The organism is Rhizobium cauense (assembly GCF_019511525.1).
Taxonomy (GTDB): Bacteria; Pseudomonadota; Alphaproteobacteria; order Rhizobiales; family Rhizobiaceae; genus Rhizobium; species Rhizobium cauense.
Window position 1 is genome coordinate 83,696 of sequence record NZ_JAEUAT010000002.1, and the last position, 23,656, is coordinate 107,351.

The window sequence follows — 23,656 nt, forward strand, 5'->3', positions numbered from 1 at the left end:
TAAAAATCTGTTAACTGATTCTAGATGCTGATTTTTCTTCGGCGGTAGAATGGCCGCTGCGTGTCATGCAGCGGCCAGCGCGGGCAAATCAGCCTTTTAGCGTGCGCTCTACGATGTCGCGGACGTCGGTCGAAAGCTCTGACGATCGTTCGATTTCCAGCAGCGCCGAACGCGCGTGGTCGGCCCGCACCGGCTCCAGGGAGCGCCAGGAGCGCATCGATGTCAGGATGCGAGCGGCCAATTGTGGGTTGCGACGGTCGATGTCGAGTATCTCCCGGGAGAGGAAGCGGTAACCTTCCCCATCGGCGCGGCCGAAGCCGGTCGGATTGGCAAAGGCGAAGGTCCCGACAAGCGAACGGACACGATTGGGGTTGGTCCGCTTGAACAGAGGATTGTCCATCAGCTTCAACACCCGATCGAGAGTGTTTGCGCCAGGGATGGTTGCTTGAACCGAGAACCATTTGTCGACGACCAGTGCGTTCTCAGAGAAGCGATCCCGGAAAGCTGACAACGCCTCGACCGCTTCCGCGCTGTCGGGGAAGCGGTGCGCAAGGATCGTCAGCGAATGCAGCAGATCGGTCATGTTGTTGGCCGCATCGAAGGCTGCCTTGGCGCGCGCCGGAAGGTTCTCAGCATACGAAAGATAAGTAAGGGCGGCGTTGCGCAAAGCGCGGCGGCCGGCGCTCGTTGAATCAGGGCTGAAGGCGCCAGGTGTCGTCATAGATTCGTAGAGCGAAGCGAAGGTAGCCTTTCCCGCGTCGGCGACCTGCTTGATGATCGTCTGGCGTCCGGCATGGATCGCGTCCGGATCGTTGTTGCCACCGAGTTCGCGGGCGATATCAGCTTCGCTCGGCAGGGCAAGGGCCTGGGCACGGAAGGCAGGCTCGAGGTTCTCGTCCGCCGCGGCTGCTACCAACGTATCGACGAAGGTCTGCTCGGAAACGACGGCCTTGGCTTCCCGGGCGTCGCGAGCCGCCGTCAGCAGGTTTGGAAGTGCGAGGTCGGTCAACGCCTGCCAACGGGCAAAATGGTCGGTCTCATATCGCGCGAGCAAGGCAAGGTCGGCCGGTGTCTGATCGAAATGGAGGTTGATTGGTGCCGAGAAACTGCGGTTGATCGAGACGACCGGCCGCGAGGGAACGCCGTGGAAGAGCGCCGTTTGCGTCCGGGCGGTCAGATGCAGCACGTTGCCGGCATATTCCGCACCTTCGACGGAAGCCGGAACAAGCGCCGCACCGGTCTCGTCGAAGAGCTGAAGGCTCAGCGGGATGTGCATCGGCTTCTTCTCGGACTGACCGGGTGTCGCCGGGACCATCTGCTCGAGCGAAAGGCTGAACGTCTTTGCGGCAGCGTCATAGGAGCCCGAGGCCGTAACCAGCGGCGTTCCGGCCTGATGGTACCAGAGCGAGAATTGTGCGAGGTCGCGACCACTGGCGTCCTCGAAGCATTTGACGAAGTCCTCAATCGTGACGGCTTGGCCGTCGTGACGATCGAAGTAGAGGTTCATGCCCTTCTTGAACGTGTCCTTGCCGAGCAGCGTTGCGATCATTCGCGTGACTTCGCTACCCTTCTCGTAGACTGTCGTCGTGTAGAAGTTGTTGATCTCACGGTATTTCGTGGGCCGAACCGGATGCGCGAGGGGACCCGAATCCTCAGGAAATTGCTCGGATTTCAGGTGTCGGACCTCGGCGATACGCTTGACTGGGCGTGAGCGCTGGTCGGCCGAGAACTCGTGATCGCGATAGACGGTCAGACCCTCTTTCAGGCACAGCTGGAACCAGTCGCGGCAAGTGATGCGGTTGCCGGTCCAGTTGTGAAAGTACTCGTGCGCGATGATCGCCTCGATGTTGGCATAGTCGCTGTCCGTCGCCGTTTCCGGATCGGCAAGGACGTACTTGTCGTTGAAGACGTTGAGACCCTTGTTCTCCATGGCGCCCATGTTGAAGTCGGAAACGGCGACGATCATGAAGATATCGAGATCGTACTCGCGTCCGAAGACTTCTTCGTCCCACTTCATCGAGCGCTTCAGCGCGTCCATCGCGTAGGCGGCGCGCGGCTCCTTGCCGTGCTCGACATAGATCTTCAGCGCGACTTCGCGACCGGACATCGTCGTGAACGTATCTTCGATGACACCGAGGTCGCCGGCAACCAATGCAAAGAGATAGCTCGGCTTCGGATGCGGATCGAACCAGGCAGCAAAGTGCTTGCCCTCGCCATAGCCGGCGCCGCCAAGGAAGTTGCCGTTCGACAGCAGCAGGGGATTGGCGGCCTTGTCGGCAATGATGTTGACTGTGTAGGGTGCCAGCACGTCCGGGCGGTCGGGGAAATAGGTGATACGCTGGAAGCCTTCGGCTTCGCACTGCGTGCAGTAGATACCACCCGTGCGATAGAGACCCATCAGCTTCGTGTTGGCTTCAGGGTTGATAATCGTTGTGATCGTGAGTTCAAACGGATCGGATGCCGGCAGATCGCGGACGGTCAGGCTTTCGGGAGTTGCGGTATATTGCTCCGCCGGCATTTCCATCTGGTCAAGCAGCAGGCCGGAAAGGGTGAGTTCATCACCATCAAGCACCAGTGGCGCTTTGGGATCGGAGCCTTCGCGGCGGTGGAAGATAAGTCTCGCTTCTACCTTGGTTTCCGTGGGATCGAGTTCGAAGGTGAGGTCCACGCGTTCCAGAACGAACTCGGTGGGCTGGTAGTCTGCCAGATTGATGACCTGGCCGATATCTGTACGCATGGTGTTCCCTGAAGGCCTTGAGCGGATGACTGCTTTGTATGCGGAGTGGGCACCCCGCAAATTTTGACGGGCATGATTGCATTAAAGTCTGAACTAAAGTTAAAGCGAAATCGCGGCAGCGGAAGATTTCGCAGCTCTGGGAACGGTATATCCGGTGTGGTTGTTACTGGGATTTCAGGTTGAGGGCGGCCTTGATGGCCTCGTCGTCTTCTGTGCGCTGAACGACAACGCCATGCCAGCCCAAGCCATCATAGTCCTCGTAGCCGAGCGTCCTGGCGAATGCGACGATCGAGCCATTGTTGTCGTAATAGCTGCCGCGCAGCGCGCCGGACTGATTCTGGAGTGCAAAATGGCTGAAGAGAAGGCTGGGATTGCTGGCTGCGATGATCCTGTTTGATCCGTCGAGCAGCATCACGGTTGTTTTCTCAGCTACCTGCGGCGGGAGGTTTGCCTCCTTCTCCACGATTGCCTGTCCTTGCTTCTGCCAGTCGAAGTACACACCGAGGGTTCCCACAATCTTGCCGTCAAGCTTGCCACCCTGGCGCACAGCCGTTGCATAGACGAGCGCCGTCCGATTGTCGTGAAGGTGGCTCTCTCGAACCTCATCGACAGTATAATCGTCCCCGGACGCGCAGCGAACCGCAGCCTGGAACCAGCCGTCGTTCGCAAGCTGCCTGTTGGCGATCTTGCGCTGAAACTCGGGATTTGCGGAGGCGATCACCTGACCGGAGGTATCCGTCAGAACGAGGTCGAGATAGACGGTATAGAAGCGGTTGATAACGCCCAGTCGTTCGGCGGCAACGGCTGCGGTTTCCTTGTTCGGGGACTGCAACGCCTGCCAAAGCGCAGCATCTGTCGCCCACCACCGAACATCGGCTGTTCGCTCGAAGAGATTGCGGACGATCAGTTGCACCAGGGTCTGGGCGAGATCAGTAAGCCTCACGCCTTCCATCTCGTTCACGAGCGATTCCGCCATTCGGCGAGAGCGCCCGATGCGTCCGAGAACGTTGCTCTCGAATTTTGCCGAAATGTCGCTTGCGACCTGTGCCAATCTTTGCACCTCGTTGGCAACGACGGCAAAGCCCTTGCCAGCCTCGCCGGCGCGGGCGGCTTCGATCAGCGCATTGATGGCAAGCAGCTTGATCTGTTTCACCACATGCGTATTCGCGGCACTGAAATTCTCGAGATCGGTGCCTATCCCCTCCGTCACGACTCGCATTGAGCGTGGTGTGGCAACCATCGGCTGGTCGATGTCTCTGGGTTTGAACTGCGTCATGGACGGGATCCCGGTGGCAAGCTGAAACGGCAGGCTAGAAAAAATGAGGACTGAAATATTGGCTCATGAAAGCGGCCTGATGGTTCTCAAAACGTTAACGTCATGGATGTGTTGGCTGAACATTTTTGGGCGCATATGAATGGTGATTAAATTTTGTGCCGCTTTGCGGGTTTCGCTAGTGCGCAAACTTTCGGATTTTTCATCTGTTCATTCGGCGCAACGACTGTCACAGTCGTCTTGCGTCGAGTCTGGCGCGTTCTCCTGCCTCAAAACAGCAATCTATGAGTTCACGACATGCGGCCGGCTTTGGAAAACCCGATGAAGGGAATTGTGTGCAAGGTAGGCTCGGTCGTCATCTTCCTTGCAATGCAGACCTTCATAAAGCTCGCCGGTAGCGACATCCCGCCAGGGCAGGTGACTTTCTGCCGCTCCTTCTTCGCTCTGTTTCCGATCATTGCCTACCTGGCCTATCACGGCCAGTTGCGATCGGCTTTCCACACGACCAATCCGATCGGTCACCTGAAGCGAGGGACTCTTGGAATCATATCAATGGGACTCGGCTTCTATGGGTTGCTGCACCTGCCGCTGCCCGAGGCGATTGCGCTCGGCTACGCGATGCCGCTGGTCGCCGTAATCTTTGCAGCGGTGTTCCTTGGCGAGGCAGTGCGAATTTATCGCTGGAGCGCAGTGCTGTTCGGTATGGTGGGCGTGGCCATCATATCATGGCCGAAGCTCACGCTTTTCAGCGAGGGCGGCGTCCAGGCGGAACAGGCGATCGGTGCAATCTCTGTGCTGTTGGCCTCCGTGCTGGGTGGCATGGCGATGATCCAGGTGCGCCGATTGGTCGAGGAAGAGAAGACTGCAACGATCGTCCTCTATTTTTCGATAACTGCCACGGTGTTTTCGCTCCTGACGGTGCCGTTCGGCTGGCAATTGCTCGCGCCGGAGCCGCAACTGTTTCTGATCGCGGCCGGTTTCTGTGGTGGCGTAGCACAAATCCTGCTGACGGAGAGTTATCGGCACGCGGATGTCTCAACCGTTGCTCCGTTCGAGTACACATCGATCGTTATCGGCGCGGTGATCGCCTATTTCATCTTTGGCGATGTGCCGAGTGGCCATACCCTGGTAGGCACAGTGATTGTCGTAGCTGCAGGAATATTCATCATCTACCGAGAGCATAAGCTTGAACTGGAACGGCGCGCTGCACGGCAAGCAGGTTCGTAAAGGCGCGCGCAATTCAGGTCGGATGATCGTATTGCCGAGGTTTTACCTTCTGCGAACGAAATAGTGATCGGCATTCGAACGGTTGATGCCGTCGCTGAACTTGACGAAGCGTCACTTATTCTTGAATGCGCATATTATGGGTTGATCGGATGCCATGGGGGTGCCGGCGCCGGGCGGGTGTGCGTCGGGAGAAAAATGCCGTTTAATGCCGAAGAGTTGGTTGCCGATCCGAAATTTATCCTGGCTATCCGCTTCCATGCGGAACGCATGCGCGTCATCTTCAATGCCGGCCCGCGGCTGGCGCGACTGCTAGCCTCCCAACAACGGTGGCTCCTAACGCAGACCGCGTACGCCTTGGCCATGGAGCGCGATCCTGCCGATGCGACGTCCGGCTTCACCGCCGCGCGACTGGTTGGGGAGATCACGTCGCGCAAGGTGGCCAGTCGCAACACGGTGCTGAGTTTTATTGACGAACTCCTGACCTATCGCTTCATCGCATACGAACCTGGAGCGGAACGGCGGCGCCCGCGCCACTTTGAGCCAGCTGACATTAGTCACCAGGCGATGTTCGGCTGGTTGATCTCGAACCTTGGCGCTCTTGATATGCTGGATGGCGGCGGTCGTGTCGCCTGCGTGGAGGCTCATCCGGAACTGATTCGCACGTTACAACCGCGAATCGCACGAAATTGCCTTCAGGATCTCCTTTGGCGGGAGCCCTCAGAGCATGTGGCGCTGTTCCTTTGGAATGACGCCGGCGGACTGATAGTCGACCATCTCGTCTCCCGAATTGATCTGGAGGGGAGTGATCCGGAGCGCTTCGTCGTCGGTCACCTAGATAGCCGTGCTCTGGCAGCAGACCTCATGATGTCGCGCACGCACCTTCAACGGCTTTTCTCAAAGGCAGCGCAGCACGGATCGCTTGGCTGGGATACAACAGACAAGAAGCTTGTGCTTTGGATGTCCCGCTCGTTTCTGGAGCAATACAGCCAGTGGCAAGCGATCAAGTTCGCTTATGTGGAGGAGGCGTTCCACTGGGGGACGGGGCAGAAGCGGCGAGTCGCTAACGGGCCGGCGTGATCGGGCGCCAAGGGTAAGAGGCCAGCGGACGCCGGCCTCGACTCAGTACTGCTGGAAATCTGCAAAGATAGCAGCAGGGCGCGCAATGCGTCCGCTGGCGCCGGTGCCGCGAGCAATCATTTGCTCATTGGTGGCGAAGCCGATGCGGCTGTAGCTTTGCGTTGTGCGACCTTGCTCATTGGCAAGGCGAAGGGTTTCAAACCCGCAGTGAATAGGACGGAAACGAGTAGTCATTGCCTTGGTTCCTGTTGATTCCTCCCAAGACACAATGTGAATATTGCATTGCAACATGGATTTTGCAACGCATCTGAACAAGCATCAGGTATGCAAAAATCGCATAGATATTTTCACAAAACGTTTAGATTTGCCTATATTAAATGCAGATTAGAGAGCAGCCAGCTTTGCTTGGAAAGCCAAAAGATCGTTCCAGGCCAATCGCTTATTGACCGGCGCTGTCAGCAGGTCTTGCGGATGCAATGTAGCGATCGCAGGGACGATGTGATTGCCAACTGCGATTTCGCGCCACTGGCCCCGTAACCCATGAATCGTATCGCTCTCGCCAAAAAACACTCGCGCGGCAAAATTGCCGAGTACGAGAACTGCCTTCGGCTCGGCGAGTGCAATTTGCCTTTCGATGAAAGGCCGGCAGATATCCATCTCCGCTGCAGACGCAATGCGGTTGCCCGGTGGGCGCCAGGGAATGACCTGCGTCAGCAATATCGAATCACGCCGCAGACCTATGGCCGCCAGCATCTTGTCCAGCAGCTGGCCCGGTCGACCGGCGAAGGGTTGGCCTTCGCGATCATCTTCCGCTCCTGGCGCCGACCCGATGACCATAATTCCGCTTGCCGCATCTCCGGTGGCGAAAATCGTCGAGCGCGCACTGTGCTTGAGATTGCACCCGTTGAATGCCTCGATCGCCGTTTTCAACTCCGGAAGTGATCGGGCGCTTTCTGCCGCGAAGCGTGCCTGTTGCACAGCCTCGCCATCAGGGATCGAAGGTTGCTGCCGCTGCACGGCACGCTCGGGGGCAGGGGCATTTCTCTGGCTGGCGGAAGTCCCTGGGCGCGGCGAATTCTCCCGTGCTTCAGCTGCCTGCACGGCCGGAGCGGCGCTCCTTCTGGCCGCCTTCATTGCCTCGAACTCCGCGAAGCGATCAATGGCTTCGTTTTCGAGCAGCCACTCCACACCCGCTTCTGCATGGAAATGCAAAAGCGCGGCGAGTTCGCCCGGAGAGAGTTCGTTGACGGAGATCATGGCGCGACTTTAGCGAAGCCGGGGCATCAATGAAAGAGCGTGCTGGCTGCAAGCCGACCTATTGCACCGTCCATTGCATGATATCCTCGCGTTCGCCGATCAGTGCCAAGCCGTGCGCAATCGACAGCAGCTCGCCGCCGCTCTCGATACGGTCCTTGTCAAAGCGCTCCGTGAAGATGCGGCGCACAGCCGGGACAAACGACGTACCTCCGGTGAGGAAGACCTTGTCGATCATGTCAGACGTTGTGTTTGTCTTCTCCAGAACGTCATCCAGGGCGCCTTCGATGCGCGCGAGGTCATCGGCGATCCAGTTCTCAAAATCGGCTCGGCGGATGGTTCGATGACCGCCGCGACCGAGGGGGGCAAAGTCGAAAGCTGCCTCGTCTGCTGCCGATAACGCCATCTTCGTGGCCGACACGGCCTGATAGAGCGGATAGCCCTCGTCGTGATCGACGAGATCGATGAAGATCTCAAGCTTCTCGGGTTCGAGAGCCGTACGCACCAGCTTCTTGAGATCTTCGAACTCGCGCGATGTCTTGAAGATGGAAAGCTGGTTCCAGCGACCGAAGCTCGAATAGTAGTTCGTTGGAACTTCAAGGATCTTGTCGAAGCTCTTGAAATGACTCCCTTTGCCGATCTGCGGGGCAACGATGTTGTCGATCATGCGATAGTCGAAGTGATCGCCGGCGATACCGACGCCTGAATGACCGATGGGGGTCGCGGTCAATTTGCCGCCAATCGTTTCGAACCGGATAAGAGAATAGTCGGTCGTACCACCACCGAAGTCGGCAACCAGGACGGTGGCATCCGCCTTCAGATTCTGCGCGAAGTAGAACGCAGCCGCCACCGGTTCATAGACATAGTGAACCTCGGGAAAACCGAAGCGTGAAAGCGCTTCGTTATAGCGCTCGGTCGCCAATGCGGGGTCAGGGTTGGCGCCGGCAAAATGCACTGGGCGACCGGTAACGATGCGCTTGACGTCAGACGGCCAGTTGTCGCCGGCATAGTTGCGCAGGCGTCTGATGAAGACCTCCATTAGGTCCTCAAAGCTGTGACGCTTCGCGTGGACGAGGGTGCCTTGGAATAGCGCGCTTGCCGCAAAGGTCTTGATCGATTGCAGGAAGCGACAATCGCCAGGATTATCAATGAACTGCCGGATTGCTGCGTGGCCGGCCTCGACCTTCAAGGCAGAGGCGCCAAGTTGCGCATCCTTCATGAAGGAAAGAGCAGTGCGCATGCTGTCGGCGATGCCGGCGGCACTCGTGAAGGCCATCGAATGCGTCGTCTGCCCGTCTGCCGTGGCTAAAACCGTATTCGTTGTGCCGAAGTCGAATCCCAGCGCTTGAGCCATGCTCGCACCTCATCTTGCCGATTGTGTTTTGAGATCGGAGGCAACCTCCGTAAGGGCGCGAAATGGCGCGCCCGAATTCAAGGAGGGCGCGTGATGCCACAGGGGGCACTGTCATTCAAGGCTTGATACGAAAAAATGTAGCGGGCGCCTCGGCGCCCGCTTGGTTTTTTATTCGGCGGCAATTGCTTGAGGTATGTCCTCATCGTGCTCGGCCTTTTTCCTTCGTCCGAGGCTGAGAAGCCAATCGCTGAGCCTGCCCATTTCGACGAAAATCACCGGGGTGATGAACAACGTCAGGGCTTGCGATACGACCAGACCGCCGACGACGGCAATGCCAAGTGGTTGGCGAAGTTCCGAGCTCGCGCCGGTCCCAAGAGCGATCGGCAGTGCGCCGAGAAGGGCGCAGAAGGTCGTCATCATGATCGGGCGGAAGCGTCGGACGCAGGCTTCGTGGATGGCTTCCGATGGCGACATGCCGCTGCCCGAGCGCAGATTCTCCAGCGCCACGTCGATCATCATGATTGCGTTCTTCTTGACGATGCCGATTAGCATCAGCAGGCCGATGAGCGCGATGATCGAAAGATCAAAGCCCATCACTTTCAACGCCAGCAATGCGCCGAGTGCCGCGGCCGGAAGGCCGGAAAGGATCGTCAGCGGGTGGATGAAGCTCTCGTAGAGAACGCCAAGCACGACATAGATCGTCAACACTGCCGCCAGGATCAGCAGAGGCGTGTTGCCCTGGGACTGTTCGAAGATCTGCGCCGTGCCGCCGTAGGATGTGAAGACATCAGCGGGCATGCCGATGTCCTTCTTGATTTGATCGATTGCCGCAGTGGCATCCCCGAGCGCTTCACCCGCCGGCAAGTTGAAAGACACGGTCGTCGAAACAAGCTGGCCTGTCTGGTTGATGGTGACCGGTCCTGTCGTACGCTGGACCTTCGCAAAGTTTGACAGCGGAACGAGCGCGCCGCTGTTCGATGCCACGCGAATTTCCTGAAGCTTCTGGTCGTCCCAGGGCTTGCTTGTGTCGTACTCTACGATCACGTCGTAGCTGTCGCCAGTCGACTGGATCTGTGCTGCGGTATATCCGCCAAAGGCCTCCTGTAGCGTCGTGCGGAGTTGTCCGTCGGTGATGCCGTAGGCCGCTGCCTTCTCGGTGTCGACGACGATATTGGCTTGCAGGGCGTTGTTCTGCGCGTCGGAAGCGACGTCGGTAAAGCGCGGATCGGCACGCAGGGCCTGCTGGATCTTGTTTGCCCAGAGGTTTGTCTGATCTGCGCTGAGCGCCTGGATGACAAGCTGGTACTGGCTTGCAGTCTGCCTGCCGCCGAAGCGGAGGCTCTGTTGCGGCGTTATATAAGCCTGCAGGCCCGGAATCTTGCTGATGCTAGCCCGCAATTCTCTTAGCGTCTGATCAAGCGGCGGACGCTGATCCTTGTCCTTGAGTTCGACATACATGGTGCCGTTGTTGAGCGGGCTGCGCGCATTGCCTCCGACAATCGACATGACATGGTTGACAGCAGGGTTTTGCTTCACGAGTTCCGCTGCCTGGTTCTGCAGGGCCTGCATTGCGGGATAGGAGATGTCCTGACGAGCGCGCGTCGAGATATTCAGGCGGCCGATGTCCTCGGTAGGAAAGAAGCTCGAGGGCAGTGTCATGAAGAGATAGACCGTTAGGCCGACCGATGCCACGAACAGCGCAAGAACCGAAGGGCGGTGTTTCAGGCACCAGCCGACCGCTCGCTCGTATCCTCTGAGAGTTCGTTCGAATCCGGCATCGAACCAGCGGATAAAGAAGGGCGGTCGTTCATGGCCGCTGCCGAGGCGCGACGCCAGCATCGGCGTCACCGTCAGCGAAACGATTGCCGAGGCGACGATCGCGATCGCAACGACCATGCCGAACTCGTTGAAGATGCGACCGACAACACCTCCCATCAGAAGGATCGGGATGAAGACGGCGATCAGCGACACGGACATCGAAATGATCGTGTAGCTTACTTCGCCGGCTCCCTTGATCGCAGCGTCGAGGACCGGCATCCCTTCCTCGACGTGCCGGAGAATGTTTTCGAGCATGACGATCGCGTCATCGACGACGAGACCGACCGCAAGTGTCAATCCCAGCAGCGAGATGTTGTCGATGCTGTATCCAAGCACGTACATCATTCCGAAGGTCGAGATCAGCGACAGTGGCACCGCGAGGCCGGGAATGATCGTGGCCGTCAGATGGCCGGTAAAGAGGTAAATGACCAAAACAACGAGGCCGATCGTCAGGAGAAGCGTGAACTTCACATCGCCGATCGCATCGCGGATCGGCTTGGCTGAATCATTCATCACCTTCGTTGACACCGATGCCGGAATTTCGGCATGCAACCCTGGAAGCTTCGCGTTGATCGCATCGACAACCTCGACGGTATTCGCGTCGGGCTGCCGCTGGATGGCGAGGATGATGCCCCGTTTGCCGTCATACCAGCTGCCTGTGTTCTGGTTCTCGACGCTATCTTGCACGTCGGCAACGTCGCCGAGATGGATCGGCGCGCCGTTCGGATTGGCTATGACGAGCGTGCGGAACTCGTCCGCATTCGTACGCTGGGTGTTGGCATTGATCGTCATGCTCTGCGTGTCGTTCTGCAGAGAGCCGACGGGAACTTGGCTGTTGGCAGCGACCAGCGCCTGATTGACGGTGTCAATGCCGATGCCGCGGTTGAGAAGCTTGTTGGGGTCGACTTCGACGCGGACCGCATAGGTCTGTGCACCGAAAACCGTCACCTCGGCCACGCCGGGAAGCGTCGAAAGGGACGGAGAGATAATATCCTCGGCAATTTCATCGAGCTTGCTGCGCGGCATGGTGTCGCTCTGCACCGCAAGCAGCATGACCGGCGCGTCGGCAGGGTTCGTCTTGCGGTAGCTCGGTGGCGTCGTCATGTTGTCCGGCAGTTGGCGTGTCGCGTGCGAGATCGCCGCCTGAACGTCGGCAGCCGCCGCATCGATATTGCGGTTGAGGTCAAATTGCAGAACGATGCTCGTATTGCCGAGCGAGTTCGTGGCGCTGATTTCGCTGATGCCGGGGATTGTCTGGAACTGCTTGATAAGTGGTGTGGCGACAGAGGTCGCCATCGTCTGCGGGGAGGCGCCGGTCAGCGCGGCGGAGACGTTGATCGTCGGAAAGTCGACCTGCGGCAGGGCTGCCACCGGTACGAGTTGATAGCCGGCAAGGCCGGCAAGCACGACGCCGATGGCAAGCAGCGTCGTCGCGACAGGACGTCGGATACAGAAATTCGGTATCATTCTTCCGTGCCCGCTGTGATGATTTCGGTCTTGCCCGCGGTTTGGTCCGCAGAGGCGACGTTCAATGCCTTGTCGTTGAATTGTTCCTTGACGGCTTGCTGATCAACAAGCTGAGCCTGGCCCTCAATGATGACATGGTCGCCCTCGGACAGGCCTTGCGAGATAGCGCTGAATCCACCATTGGCACGGGCCACGGTGACTGGCGTCACGTGCGCCTTGCCGTCGCGTACCACAAGAGCGAAGAAGCCATCGGCGCCCGGGCTGACCGCAACGGTGGGTACCACGACCTGCTGCTCATTGTTGTTGAAGTGGACGACGATGTTGACCGACTGGCCAGGCCAGAGTGCGCCGGAGGCATTCTCGAATTTCGCTTTCGCGAGAATGGTACCGGATGCCGGATCAACTGTGTTGTCGTAGAAGCTGATGTGGCCCTGGCGTGGTTTGCCCTTATCGGATCGGGGAACCGTGCTGACGTCGACTGATCCTGCAGCGAGGGCAAGCTTCAACTGCCGGAGGTCACGCTCCTGCAGGTGGAACTTGACATAGATCGGATCGTACTTTGCGATCGTTACAATCGCCGAGCCAGCGTTCACGAAGGCGCCGGGGCTTACGGCAATATCGCCGAGGCGCCCGTCGAACGGCGCGCGGATATCCGTATGCTCCAACAGAACCTGATCGGCGGCTAGCGCTGCCTTGTCCGCCTGGACAGTAGCGGCTGCCGTGTCGCGGGCCGCCTTCGCTTGATCGTAGTTCTGCTGCGTACCGGCTTTGGAACTCAAAAGATCGTTGGCGCGTGAGAGGGCTGTTTCTGACTCCGCCAGTGTAGCCTGGTCACGGACGACCATGGCGCTGTCCTTGTCGACTGTTGCCTGCGCGGTGCGTGCGTCAAGCTCGGCGATCAGGTCTCCCTGTTTGACCGTAGCGCCGTCGGATGCGAGGATTTTCGTAACAATTCCCTGTTCTTGAGCAGCGATCGTCGTCGTATCATCCGCATCAGCCCAGCCGGAAGCGGTAACGTCCCGGGGAAGAACGGTTCTAACTGCAGCAACAGTCTTTACGAGGGCTGGTCCGCCGTTGCGGTTACGGCCCTTGTTGCCGCCTTTCTGGTCGCCAGATTTCTGGTGGCCACCGTCGGCTGCATCGGCCTGCTCTGGTGCCTTCGGCAAGAATTGTGAGAGATAAGGGATGCGTTCCCTATATTGCCATGCGCCAGCGCTGGCAGCAGCGATGATGCAGACTGTGACCAAAAATTTCTTCATGAGCGAGACCGGGTTGGGGCAAATTGCGCGTAAATCCAGGCTCTATTGAACCACGCCTATTACGGCGCAAAAAAGACACAATTGCCGCTCGACCATCACTAAGTGGTTATAATAGCTTAAATTTTTGTAATGAAAGAATGTGCTGAAGTGACGTCCATGGGCATCTGCGATGCACCGTTACCTGCTCTTTTGCAATTTCTCCTTTTCGATCAGACCGATCGCGCCGCTCCGCCGTCGCAGCGAACAAGGCTGCCGGTGATGTAGCTTGCCGGCTGGCTGCAAAGGAAGGCGGCGGTCGCCGCGAATTCCTCAACCGTTCCGTAGCGACCGACCGGAATCGCCGCTTCCTTGGAAGCGCGGATTTCATCAAGGCTCTTTCCGGTTCGCTTGGCTGCTGCGCCATCGAGGTCATCGAGGCGTCCGGTCAGGATACTCCCCGGAAGCAGAAGGTTCGACGTGATTCCAAAGCGTCCAATTTCCGTTGCCAGGGTCTTGCTCCAACCAGCGAGTGCAGGACGCAGCGTATTCGAAAGCGCGAGGTTTGCGATGGGTTCGATAACGCCGGATGAGGCGACCGTGAGGATGCGGCCCCAGCCTTGCTCCTTCATGGATGGCAGCAGGGCATTGGTGAGAGCGATCACGCGGAGGACCATGGAAAGGAAATAGGTTTCCAGCTTTTCTGGCGTCATGTCCTGAGTTGTTCCTGGCGTCGGGCCACCGGTGTTGTTGATCAGGATATCGATGCCATCAAGCTTGCTGCCTACGGCGGCAGTCACGGTCTCCACAAAGTTCTCATCGGAAAGATCGGCCCAGATCCAATCCGCCTTGCCGCGCCCCTCGGCATTGATCGCGCGGCAGTTCGCCTCGAGCGTTTCGCCGCTGCGCCCGCAAAGGAGAACATTTGCACCCTCACGTGCCAACGCCACGGCAATGCCATGACCCAATCCCCGCGACGATGCCAGAACGAGCGCGCGCTTGCCTTTGATACCGAGATCCATGCCATATTCCTTCAGCCGTTCATCTTTCTATACGGCGCGTCGAACCGCGATGAAAGCGGCGCCGCCATGTTTATAATTTGACGCTTACGTAAGATGCATATATTTATCTCACGATAGAAATGCTGTTGCGCGAATTGGAGGATTCGCTGTCGTTTCCCGGCTCGACAATGGTCCTCTGTTTTGACAAGAGATAACCTCACTACGGGGAATATGGCCGCAATGTCGGCCAAGCGGAGATGGATGCATGACCGATACGCCTGAACTGCCTGAACGCGAAAGCATGGAATTCGACGTGGTGATCGTCGGCGGCGGTCCCGCGGGACTTTCGGCTGCGATCCGTCTGAAGCAGGTCAATCCAGAACTGTCGGTCGTCGTGCTCGAAAAGGGTGCCGAAGTAGGGGCTCATATCCTATCGGGTGCGGTGGTAGACCCCATCGGCATCGACCGTTTGCTGCCCGGCTGGCGCGACGAAACCGATCATCCGTTCAAGACGGAGGTGAAGGACGATCACTTCCTGGTGCTCGGCCCGGCTGGCTCGGTGCGCCTGCCGAATATCCTGATGCCGCCGCTGATGAGCAACCATGGCAACTATATCGTCTCACTCGGCAATGTCTGTCGGTGGCTGGCTACCAAGGCCGAGGAACTCGGCGTCGAGATCTACCCGGGCTTTGCCGCCACCGAAGTGCTCTGTAATGACGAGGGTGCCGTCATCGGTGTCGCCACCGGCGACATGGGCATCGAGAAGAATGGCGAGCCCGGCCCGAACTACACCCGCGGCATGGAACTGCTCGGCAAATACGTGCTTGTTGGAGAAGGCGTTCGCGGCTCGCTTGCCAAGCAACTAATCACCAAGTTCGATCTGTCGAAGGATCGGGAACCGCAGAAGTTCGGCATCGGCATCAAGGAGCTCTGGCAAGTGAAGCCCGAGCACCACAGGCAGGGGCTGGTGCAGCACTCCTTCGGCTGGCCGCTCGGCATGAAGACCGGCGGTGGCTCCTTCCTTTATCATCTGGAAGACAATCTCGTTGCCGTCGGCTTCGTCGTCCATCTGAACTACAAGAACCCCTACCTCTATCCGTTCGAGGAGTTCCAGCGCTTCAAGACGCATCCTGCCATTCGCACCACTTTCGAGGGCGGCAAGCGGCTTTCCTACGGCGCGCGTGCCATCACCGAAGGCGGCTATCAGTCGGTGCCGAAGCTTAGCTTCCCCGGCGGCGCGCTGATCGGCTGTTCGGCGGGTTTCGTGAACGTGCCGCGCATCAAGGGCAGCCACAACGCCGTGCTGTCAGGCATGATGGCGGCGGACAGGATTGCCGCCGCGATAGCCGCCGGCCGCGCCAATGATGAGGTGGTCGAGATCGAGAACGACTGGCGTTCGAGCGACATCGGCAAGGACCTGAAGAAGGTGCGCAACGTCAAGCCGCTGTGGTCGAAGTTCGGCACCGCGATTGGCGTGGCGCTCGGCGGTCTCGACATGTGGACCAACCAGCTCTTCGGCCTCTCCATTTTTGGCACATTGAAGCACGGCAAGACCGATGCCGCCGCGTTGGAGCCGGCGTCAAAGCACAAGCCGATCGCCTACCCGAAGCCGGACGGCGTTCTTACCTTCGACCGCCTCTCCTCGGTGTTCCTGTCGAACACCAACCACGAGGAAGACCAGCCGGTGCACCTGCAGGTCAAGGACATGGCGCTGCAGGTCTCGTCCGAGCACGACATCTATGCCGGTCCCTCGACCCGCTACTGTCCGGCCGGCGTCTACGAATGGGTGGAAAAGGATGGCAAGGAGACCTACGTCATCAACGCGCAGAATTGCGTTCACTGCAAGACCTGCGATATCAAGGACCCGAACCAGAACATCAACTGGGTTCCCCCGCAGGGCGGTGAGGGGCCAGTTTATCCGAACATGTAGTGCAGATCGAAAAGTGAGTCTCCCATGCAAGCCGCAACTGCGCAGGTAAAATTCGAGCATCGGCCGAACGCCAATCCCATGTCGGAAAGCCAGAAGGCGAAGGCGTTCGAAGACCTCGGATTCGGAACACTCTTCAGCGACCACATGGCCGTGGTGCGCTGGTCAGCCGACAAGGGCTGGCATTCCGCTGAAATTACGGCGAGGGCGCCATTCCCGGTCGATCCCGCGAGCGCGGTGCTTCACTACGCCCAGGAAATCTTCGAGGGCATGAAGGCCTATCGCACGGCGGATGATCGGGTCGTGCTGTTCCGTCCTGAACAGAATGCGCGTCGGTTCGCTGCGTCCGCGGAGCGTATGGCGATGCCTCAACTTCCCGAAGAACTGTTCATGCAGGCAGTTGAGGAACTGGTCCGCATCGACGCTTCCTGGATCCCCAAGGGAGAGGGCAGCAGCCTCTACCTCCGTCCTTTCATGTTTGCTGCCGAAACCTTCCTCGGCGTGCGGCCGGCGAAGGAATACATTTTCTGTGTCGTGGCTTCGCCTGTTGGCCCGTATTTCAAGGGTGGTGCGAAGGCGGTCACGCTCTGGGTCACGGAGACCTATACCCGCGCCGCCAAGGGCGGAACGGGTGCTGCGAAATGCGGCGGCAACTATGCTGCGAGCCTTGTGGCACAGGCCGAAGCCTCCAGCCAGGGATGCGACCAGGTCGTCTTCCTCGATGCAGCCGAGCACCGCTGGGTCGAGGAACTTGGCGGCATGAACATCTTCTTTGTGATGAATGACGGATCTCTGGTCACGCCGCCCTTGAACGGCGCGATTCTGCCTGGCATCACCCGTGCCTCACTGATCGCGCTCGCTCGTGACAATGGCATAGCGGTCAATGAACGGCCTTATTCCTTCGAGGAGTGGCAGGCCGACGCTGCAAGCGGCAAGCTTCGTGAGGCCTTCGCGTGCGGTACCGCCGCCGTGGTCGCCGGTATCGGCACGGTCCGCCACGCAGGCGGCGAGTTCAAGATCGGCAATGGCGAAACCGGACTGCTGACAGAAAAGCTCCGCAACGATTTGACCGGCATTCAGCGCGGTGAGGCTGTTGACAAGCACGGCTGGGTATATCCGCTTGCGGGCGCCTGACTGAATCCATCAGTACTGGAAGTATCGAGGCCGGCGGGGTTTACCCGCCGGCCCTTTTCGTTTGTTGCGGCGGCGCGATAGCGGATCCGGAGCTGCGAATCGAAACCTGCCGAGTTGCTGCTATCTGCGCGAGGCGATGCCAGTCGAAAGCGCCACGCCGATCCCGGTAACAACGGCAGCAGCAATCTCTGCCACGCCGATCTCCTCTCCAAGCAGCATGCCGCCACCGATCGTTGCCAGAACTGGCGTGATTGCCGTGAAGGCTGCTGCTTGCGTTCCGCCCAGCGCACGAACAGCAACGCCATAGGCGATCGTGGCGGCAAGGCCGGAAAGCACGCCTTGGCTCAAGACCTGCAATCCGATTTCGACCAGCGGTGCACTGGCGATCGACGTGCCGAAGACTACGGCAAGGCCGATATGGATCAGAAACGACCAGATGGCGATGAGCGCGCCCGACTGCAGGGCCGTCAGGCCGGAGCGGCGGAAGGCATGCGTATAGCTTGCCCAGAGGATTGCTCCGAAAGGCAGCAGTACGAAGCTGCTCCACGGTAGGGCTGTCCCCGCGAGGCTGCGGACCAGCAGGATAGCCACGCCAGCGACGATTGCGGCAAGGCCGACCACGCGCATGACGTCTGGTCGTTCCCGGAAGACAATGACGCCGATCAGGGCAGTTGCGAGCGGCATCGACCCTCCTAGCAAAATGCCGGCGGCGGATGCCGGGGTCGAGTGAATGGCCGAGGTGGTCAACTGGAAGAAGACAGCGCCAGCACCGGCGATCATCGTGGCGAGCAATCCAAGCGGCACACCCTTCGGGAGCAGTCCGGTCTTCAGCCAGACGGGCGCCAGCACGAGCGCTGGAATGCCGTAGCGGATCAAGCCGATATCGATCGTACCAAGCTGCGTCGCTGCGCTGTGGCGGGTCGCGAGGATCCATGCTGCCCAGATCAGAACCGTGACGACGGCGCCCGCATATCCGACTGTCGTCGAGGTGGACTTTTCATTGTTGGCGAAGGCTACGGCACTCATCGATCTCTGCTCTCATGATCGTCCGGCGGCTGTCCGATTGAGAGAAGATTAGGCGGAAATGGCGAGGCATGTCCTTGCTATTTATGCCATCAGAATACTAGTGTGAGCAACTATCTGCTAAAATACCAAATGGATTTTATAGATCATGCCAAATCTTGATAAATTCGATCTTGCGATATTGAAGTGCCTGCAGGAGGATGCGCGGGCGACAAACGTGGAGATTGCCGAAAAGGTCAACCTGTCGCCGTCGCCGTGCCTGCGGCGGATTCGAAATCTCGAAAAGACTGGCGTCTTACGTGGCTATCGCGCCGATATCGATCGCAAGGAGGTCGGCCTCGGCCTGACGGTTTTCGTTGAACTCAAGGTCGCCCATCACAGCCGCGAGAACGCGCAAGCGCAGGAGGCGGCACTGCTTGCTATCCCCGAAGTGGTCTCGTGTTTCCTGATCTCGGGAACGGCCGATTTCCTTGCGGAGGTCGTGGTTGAGGATCTCGCCGCCTACGAGCGGCTACTGACGGATACGCTGCTGACGTTGCCGAATGTCAGCGATATCCGTTCGAATTTCGCCATCCGCAGCATGAAGACCCATGGTGCCTTGAAGTTGCCGGAGCCGAAATGAAAAAACGGGGCCGATCTGGCCCCGTTTCATGCTTAAAGCAGCGTACCGCTGAGGATCAGCAGGGCGACCGAGAAGTAAATGACCAGCCCGCTCACATCAACGAGTGTCGCAACGAACGGGGCGGACGCGCTTGCCGGATCAAGCCGCAGCCTTTGCAGGATGAAGGGCAGCATTGAGCCTGCCAGCGAGCCGAAGGTGACGATGCCAATCAGCGCGGCAAAGATCGTCACTCCGACCAGGATCCAGTGCTCGCCGTAGTCGTAGAGCCCGATATTCTGCCAGAGCACGATGCGAGCAAAGCCGACAAGACCGAGTATCGTGCCGAGCACGATACCCGTCGGCAGTTCGCGCAGTAGCACGCGCCACCAGTCGGACAGCTTGAGCTCTCCAAGCGCCAGCGCCCGAATGATCAGCGACGTTGCCTGCGAACCACTATTGCCGCCCGAGCTCATGATCAGAGGCACGAACAGCGTCAGCACGATCGCTTTTTCCAGCTCGCCCTCGAAGTGCTGCATGGCACTCGCTGTCAGCATCTCTCCAAGGAAGAGAGCGCAGAGCCAGCCGGCACGCTTACGGATCATGCCGACAAAGCCGATTTTCATGTAGGGCTTGCCGAGCGCCTCCATACCGCCAAACTTCTGGGCGTCTTCCGTCTGGTCAGCAATCATTGTGTCGATCACGTCGTCGACCGTGACAATGCCGAGCATGTGGCCATCGTCGCTGACGACGGGCAGGGCGAGCAGATTATGCTTGCGGATCAGCCGGGCGACATCTTCCTGCGTCATCAGCGGATCGGCACGCACAACCCCTTCCTTCTGCGCAACGGTCAGAACGGATTCAGCGGGATCACCCGTGATGAGGCGGCGCAACGTGACGACGCTCGTCAGTACGCGGCTGACACCGTCAAGCACATAGATGGCATAGACCGTTTCGCGCGAACGCTCGACCTTGCGCACATGCTCCAGCGTCTGTTCGACCGTCCAGGTGGCGGGCACGCTGACGAATTCCGTCGTCATGATGCTACCGGCCGTGCGGGGCGGGTAGCCCATCAGGTGCTGGACGGCGAGACAGGTCGTGCGGTCCAGCCGCGAGAAGAGATGCGCGCGTGCGTCTTCTTTCATTTCCTGAAAAAGGTCGGCGACGCGGTCGTTTGCCACGGCATTCAGCAGCCGTGCGGCGTGCTCGACGGGCATCTCTGCAAGCATTGCGGCTGCGTGGTGCAACTCGGGACGTCCGAGAATGCGTACGGCTTTCTGCTGCGGCAGCGTGACCAGAATTGCTGCAGCTTCGGAAATTTCAAGTGCATTCAGCTGCTCGACGCGCTCTGCCGTGGTAATCGGGCCGAAGTGGTCGCTGCTGAAGAAACGAGCGGCATGGCCGGCCCGCAGTGGGAAGCGATTGATGTTCATAGGCTCGCCTTTCCGTCGATCCGCCGTAGCGTCCGACGGGCGAGCCCGACAGAGTCAGGTCAGCGCACGAAGGCCGCGTACGGCAAAGGCAATCGACTGCTACTGTCGCTTGGCATCGTGATGATGGCTCCGTTGATATCCGCGGAAAACGAACGTACCCGCGTAAGGCTGTAGGTGGTCTCAATTGGCAGAAAAGTCAAGCGCTTGAGGTGCTTGGTGCCAGAATGCCGCACCCTCGGGCGCGGCACACCATTTAGACAGGATGCGTAGGGCGGAGGGGAGCTTCTAGAAGCCCTCCAGAACCAGCTTTCCTTTCGTCCGCCCGCTCTCGATCATCGCATGCGCTTTCTTCAGGTTCGCCGCGTTGATCGGTCCAAGCGTCTCGCTGACGGTCGTGCGGATCTTGCCGGCATCGACGAGTTCGGCAACCCTGTTGAGCAGCTTATGCTGTTCGATCATATCCGGCGTGCCGAACAACGGTCGCGTGAACATCAGCTCCCAGTGGGTTGATACCGCCTTGCGCTTGAACGGCATTATGTCGAGCGTCTTCGGATCATCGATCAGAGCGAATCGGCCCTGCGGCGCAATGACCTCGGCGATCTCGCTGATGTGCTGGTCGGTGTTGGTTGTGGAGAAAATGAAGCCCGGAGCACCGAGACCAAGCGCCGCCACTTGTGATGCGATCGGCTGCGAATGGTCAACGACATGATGGGCGCCAAGCTGCTTGATCCATTCGCTGGTTTCGGGACGGGATGCCGTTGCGATGATCGTCAAATCTGTCAGTGACCGGGCGATCTGGATCGCGATCGATCCGACGCCGCCGGCGCCGCCGATGATAAGGATTGCCGGTGCTGCGCCCGAAACCGGATCTTGTACTCTCAGTCGGTCAAAAAGTGCCTCGTAGGCGGTGATCGACGTCAGAGGCAGGGCAGCGGCTGAGGCGAAATCGAGTGTCTTCGGTTTGTGCCCGACGATCCGCTCGTCCACCAGATGGAACTCTGCATTGGAGCCCGACCGATTGATCACGCCGGAGTAAAAGACTTCATCCCCACGACTGAACAGAGTGACCTTCGGGCCGACCGACTTGACGACACCGGCGGCGTCCCATCCGAGCACCTTGAGTTCATCCGCTGCCGGCGCGACGCCTGCGCGCACCTTCACGTCGACCGGATTAACGGATACCGCCTTAACCTCGACCAGTAGGTCATGTCCCTGCGCTTCCGGGATAGGCAGATCGACGTCAATCAGGGACGTTTCGGCGGAGATTGGCTGGGGAACCTTGTAGGCGACTGCGCGCATGAGAAACTCCTGTGTTCGTTTGCACAGAGGCTAGATGCGTCTTATGTTCGAAAGGTGCAAGAATGCACAAATTCTGTACGTAGTACCAAAAAGGATACTGTCAAATGTCGCTGCCGCGCGCCAAACTGACCAGCAATTTTCCAGGTTGCCCCGTCGAAGCGACGTTGAGTTTTCTCGACGGTAAGTGGAAAGGCGTAATCTTGTTCCACCTGATGAGCGGAACGCTGCGTTTCAACGAGCTGCGTCGCAAGCTGCCCTCCGTAACGCAGCGGATGCTCACGAAGCAGCTGCGCGAGCTAGAGGAGTCTGGTCTCGTCTCGCGGACAGTCTTTCCAGTCGTGCCGCCACGTGTGGATTACGCGTTGACGCCGCTTGGCCTCACGCTGAGGCCAGTGATCAAGGCGCTCGCGACATGGGGGGAGGAGAATGTCTTCTGCCTTCCGGAAGGACGCCACCTTCGCGACGTTTCGGTCGCGTCAGGCGTTCCGGCTGCGACGGTCGAGACCTAGCGACGCAGCGAACACAAAGATGCCGATGAAAGACAGGATCGCCCCGACGTAGCCAGTGGCGGCGAAGCCGAAGCCGCCGGCGATGACCAGGCCGCCGAGCCATGCGCCGAGCGCGTTGGCGATGTTGAAGGCGGAGTGATGCGACGCCGCGGCAAGTGTCTGTGCATCCGCGGCGACATCCATGAGGCGGGTCTGGACGGCAGGGCCAGCGGCAAAGCCGCAACCGATGCAGAAGACGCAGAGTGCCAGCATAAAGGGGTTGGCCGCCGTCAACGAAAACAGCGTCAGCACAATTATGTTGAATACCAAGCTGCCGCCGATCGTACCCATCAGCGATTTGTCCGCAAACCATGAGCCGACGACATTGCCGACGTTCATGCCAATGCCGAAGATCACAAGCATCACGGCGACCATGCTCTCGGGCAGCATCGCCACCTGCGTCGTGGTCGGCGCGATGTAGCTGAACATGGCGAACATCCCCCCGAAGCCGACAGATGCGGTGGCTAGCGTCAGCAACACCTGCGGACGCTTGAACGCACCCAGCTCACGCTTGAAACTTGCGCCTTCGGCAACGCGATCGCGCGGCACATAGTACCATATCAGGGCAACGGTCAGCAGGCCGATGATGCCGACGATCGTAAAGGCGAGGCGCCAGTTGAGCGATTGTCCAAATACGGTGGCAAGCGGCGTACCGAGAAGAGTGGCAACTGTCAGTCCGAGCATGACGCGGCCGACGGCGCGGGCGCGCTTGTGCGTTGGCACCATCGATGCAGCGACGATTGCAGCAACGCCGAAATAGGCTCCATGCGGTAGGCCCGTTATGAACCGCATCACCGTGAAGCTTTCGAAGGTCGGTGCCATCGCGCTCAAAATGTTGCCGATTGCGAAGATGCCCATGACCAGCAATAGCAGCGAGCGCCGCGCCATCTTCGCAGCAAGAACCGCGATGATCGGCGCACCGATCACGACACCGAGTGCATAGGCACTGATCACATAGCCCGCCTGGGGCGTCGTCACAGAGAAGGTGTCGGCCACGTTGGGCAGGAGGCCGATGATCGCAAATTCGCCCGTGCCGATGCCGAACCCACCGCAGGCCAGCGCCAGTTGGACGAGTGCAATGGCCATCGGCGATGGAGCTTCAACCACTGAGCTCGTATCAATGGAATCGTTTACGGCGACCTGGCTCAAGAGGCACTCCTTGGCATTCGGTACATGACATACGGGACGAGCCGGGAGAGCAGCCGTGACCGGTAGGTCGGAGATGATGGGAGATGGAGGCCGTGCTCCACT

At 59.2% G+C, this 23,656-nt stretch carries 18 protein-coding genes; 6 read left to right on the top strand and 12 right to left on the bottom strand.

The window, feature by feature from the left end:
• Positions 1-88 precede the first annotated feature (88 nt).
• Entirely contained in the window at positions 89-2,737 is a 2,649-nt protein-coding gene (gene pepN / locus JNB88_RS03540; protein WP_220354327.1) for an aminopeptidase N, read from the bottom strand.
• 163 nt (positions 2,738-2,900) lie between these two features.
• Positions 2,901-4,013, bottom strand: coding sequence for a methyl-accepting chemotaxis protein (locus tag JNB88_RS03545; RefSeq protein WP_220354328.1), 1,113 nt, complete (start codon positions 4,011-4,013; stop codon positions 2,901-2,903).
• A 294-nt stretch (positions 4,014-4,307) separates the two neighbouring features.
• Between JNB88_RS03545 and JNB88_RS03550 the strand changes: the two genes are divergently transcribed.
• Positions 4,308-5,237 carry a DMT family transporter gene (locus tag JNB88_RS03550; RefSeq protein WP_220354329.1) on the top strand — a complete coding sequence of 310 codons (930 nt, stop codon included), beginning with the start codon at positions 4,308-4,310 and terminating at the stop codon, positions 5,235-5,237.
• A gap of 195 nt (positions 5,238-5,432) precedes the next feature.
• Complete coding sequence (locus JNB88_RS03555) at positions 5,433-6,314, top strand: hypothetical protein (RefSeq protein WP_220354330.1); 882 nt, start codon at positions 5,433-5,435, stop codon at positions 6,312-6,314.
• A gap of 42 nt (positions 6,315-6,356) precedes the next feature.
• On the opposite strand, the gene JNB88_RS03560 is transcribed toward JNB88_RS03555, so the two are convergent.
• The 6 genes from JNB88_RS03560 to JNB88_RS03585 all read right to left on the bottom strand — a co-directional run bounded on the left by JNB88_RS03560 (position 6,357) and on the right by JNB88_RS03585 (position 14,464).
• Positions 6,357-6,548 carry a hypothetical protein gene (locus tag JNB88_RS03560; protein WP_037134483.1) on the bottom strand — a complete coding sequence of 64 codons (192 nt, stop codon included), beginning with the start codon at positions 6,546-6,548 and terminating at the stop codon, positions 6,357-6,359.
• Positions 6,549-6,698: 150 nt separating this feature from the next.
• The gene (locus JNB88_RS03565; RefSeq protein ID WP_220354331.1) at positions 6,699-7,571 is read right to left on the bottom strand and encodes a uracil-DNA glycosylase; all 873 of its coding nucleotides are present in this window, start codon (positions 7,569-7,571) and stop codon (positions 6,699-6,701) included.
• A gap of 58 nt (positions 7,572-7,629) precedes the next feature.
• A complete protein-coding gene (locus JNB88_RS03570; RefSeq protein WP_037134485.1) occupies positions 7,630-8,922 on the bottom strand; it encodes an Hsp70 family protein in 1,293 nt (430 codons plus the stop codon).
• 168 nt (positions 8,923-9,090) lie between these two features.
• Entirely contained in the window at positions 9,091-12,207 is a 3,117-nt protein-coding gene (locus JNB88_RS03575) for an efflux RND transporter permease subunit (protein ID WP_220354332.1), read from the bottom strand.
• Entirely contained in the window at positions 12,204-13,466 is a 1,263-nt protein-coding gene (locus JNB88_RS03580) for an efflux RND transporter periplasmic adaptor subunit (protein ID WP_220354333.1), read from the bottom strand. Before JNB88_RS03580 ends, JNB88_RS03575 begins: the two co-directional genes overlap by 4 nt.
• Positions 13,467-13,675: 209 nt before the next feature.
• On the bottom strand, positions 13,676-14,464 hold the full coding sequence (locus JNB88_RS03585; RefSeq protein ID WP_220354334.1) for an SDR family oxidoreductase: 789 nt from the start codon (positions 14,462-14,464) through the stop codon (positions 13,676-13,678).
• A gap of 244 nt (positions 14,465-14,708) precedes the next feature.
• Between JNB88_RS03585 and JNB88_RS03590 the strand changes: the two genes are divergently transcribed.
• Both JNB88_RS03590 and JNB88_RS03595 read left to right on the top strand, forming a co-directional pair.
• On the top strand, positions 14,709-16,373 hold the full coding sequence (locus tag JNB88_RS03590; protein ID WP_220354335.1) for an electron transfer flavoprotein-ubiquinone oxidoreductase: 1,665 nt from the start codon (positions 14,709-14,711) through the stop codon (positions 16,371-16,373).
• A 24-nt stretch (positions 16,374-16,397) separates the two neighbouring features.
• On the top strand, positions 16,398-17,504 hold the full coding sequence (locus tag JNB88_RS03595; RefSeq protein WP_220354336.1) for a branched-chain amino acid aminotransferase: 1,107 nt from the start codon (positions 16,398-16,400) through the stop codon (positions 17,502-17,504).
• Between the two features lie 120 nt (positions 17,505-17,624).
• On the opposite strand, the gene JNB88_RS03600 is transcribed toward JNB88_RS03595, so the two are convergent.
• Positions 17,625-18,530, bottom strand: coding sequence for a DMT family transporter (locus tag JNB88_RS03600; RefSeq protein WP_220354337.1), 906 nt, complete (start codon positions 18,528-18,530; stop codon positions 17,625-17,627).
• Positions 18,531-18,675: 145 nt separating this feature from the next.
• Between JNB88_RS03600 and JNB88_RS03605 the strand changes: the two genes are divergently transcribed.
• The gene (locus JNB88_RS03605; protein WP_220354338.1) at positions 18,676-19,149 is read left to right on the top strand and encodes an Lrp/AsnC family transcriptional regulator; all 474 of its coding nucleotides are present in this window, start codon (positions 18,676-18,678) and stop codon (positions 19,147-19,149) included.
• A gap of 32 nt (positions 19,150-19,181) precedes the next feature.
• Here the strand turns inward: JNB88_RS03605 and mgtE are convergent, their stop codons facing one another.
• Together mgtE and JNB88_RS03615 are read right to left on the bottom strand one after the other, a co-directional pair.
• Positions 19,182-20,558 (bottom strand): magnesium transporter, encoded by a 1,377-nt coding sequence (gene mgtE, locus JNB88_RS03610; RefSeq protein WP_220354339.1) that lies wholly within the window; start codon positions 20,556-20,558, stop codon positions 19,182-19,184.
• 285 nt (positions 20,559-20,843) lie between these two features.
• Positions 20,844-21,857 carry a zinc-binding alcohol dehydrogenase family protein gene (locus JNB88_RS03615; RefSeq protein ID WP_220354340.1) on the bottom strand — a complete coding sequence of 338 codons (1,014 nt, stop codon included), beginning with the start codon at positions 21,855-21,857 and terminating at the stop codon, positions 20,844-20,846.
• Positions 21,858-21,961: 104 nt separating this feature from the next.
• Between JNB88_RS03615 and JNB88_RS03620 the strand changes: the two genes are divergently transcribed.
• Positions 21,962-22,366, top strand: a complete 405-nt coding sequence (locus JNB88_RS03620) for a winged helix-turn-helix transcriptional regulator (protein ID WP_220354341.1) — start codon at positions 21,962-21,964, stop codon at positions 22,364-22,366.
• Here the strand turns inward: JNB88_RS03620 and JNB88_RS03625 are convergent.
• The gene (locus JNB88_RS03625) at positions 22,334-23,554 is read right to left on the bottom strand and encodes an MFS transporter (RefSeq protein ID WP_220354342.1); all 1,221 of its coding nucleotides are present in this window, start codon (positions 23,552-23,554) and stop codon (positions 22,334-22,336) included. The genes JNB88_RS03620 and JNB88_RS03625 overlap by 33 nt on opposite strands.
• Between the last annotated feature and the right edge of the window lie 102 nt (positions 23,555-23,656).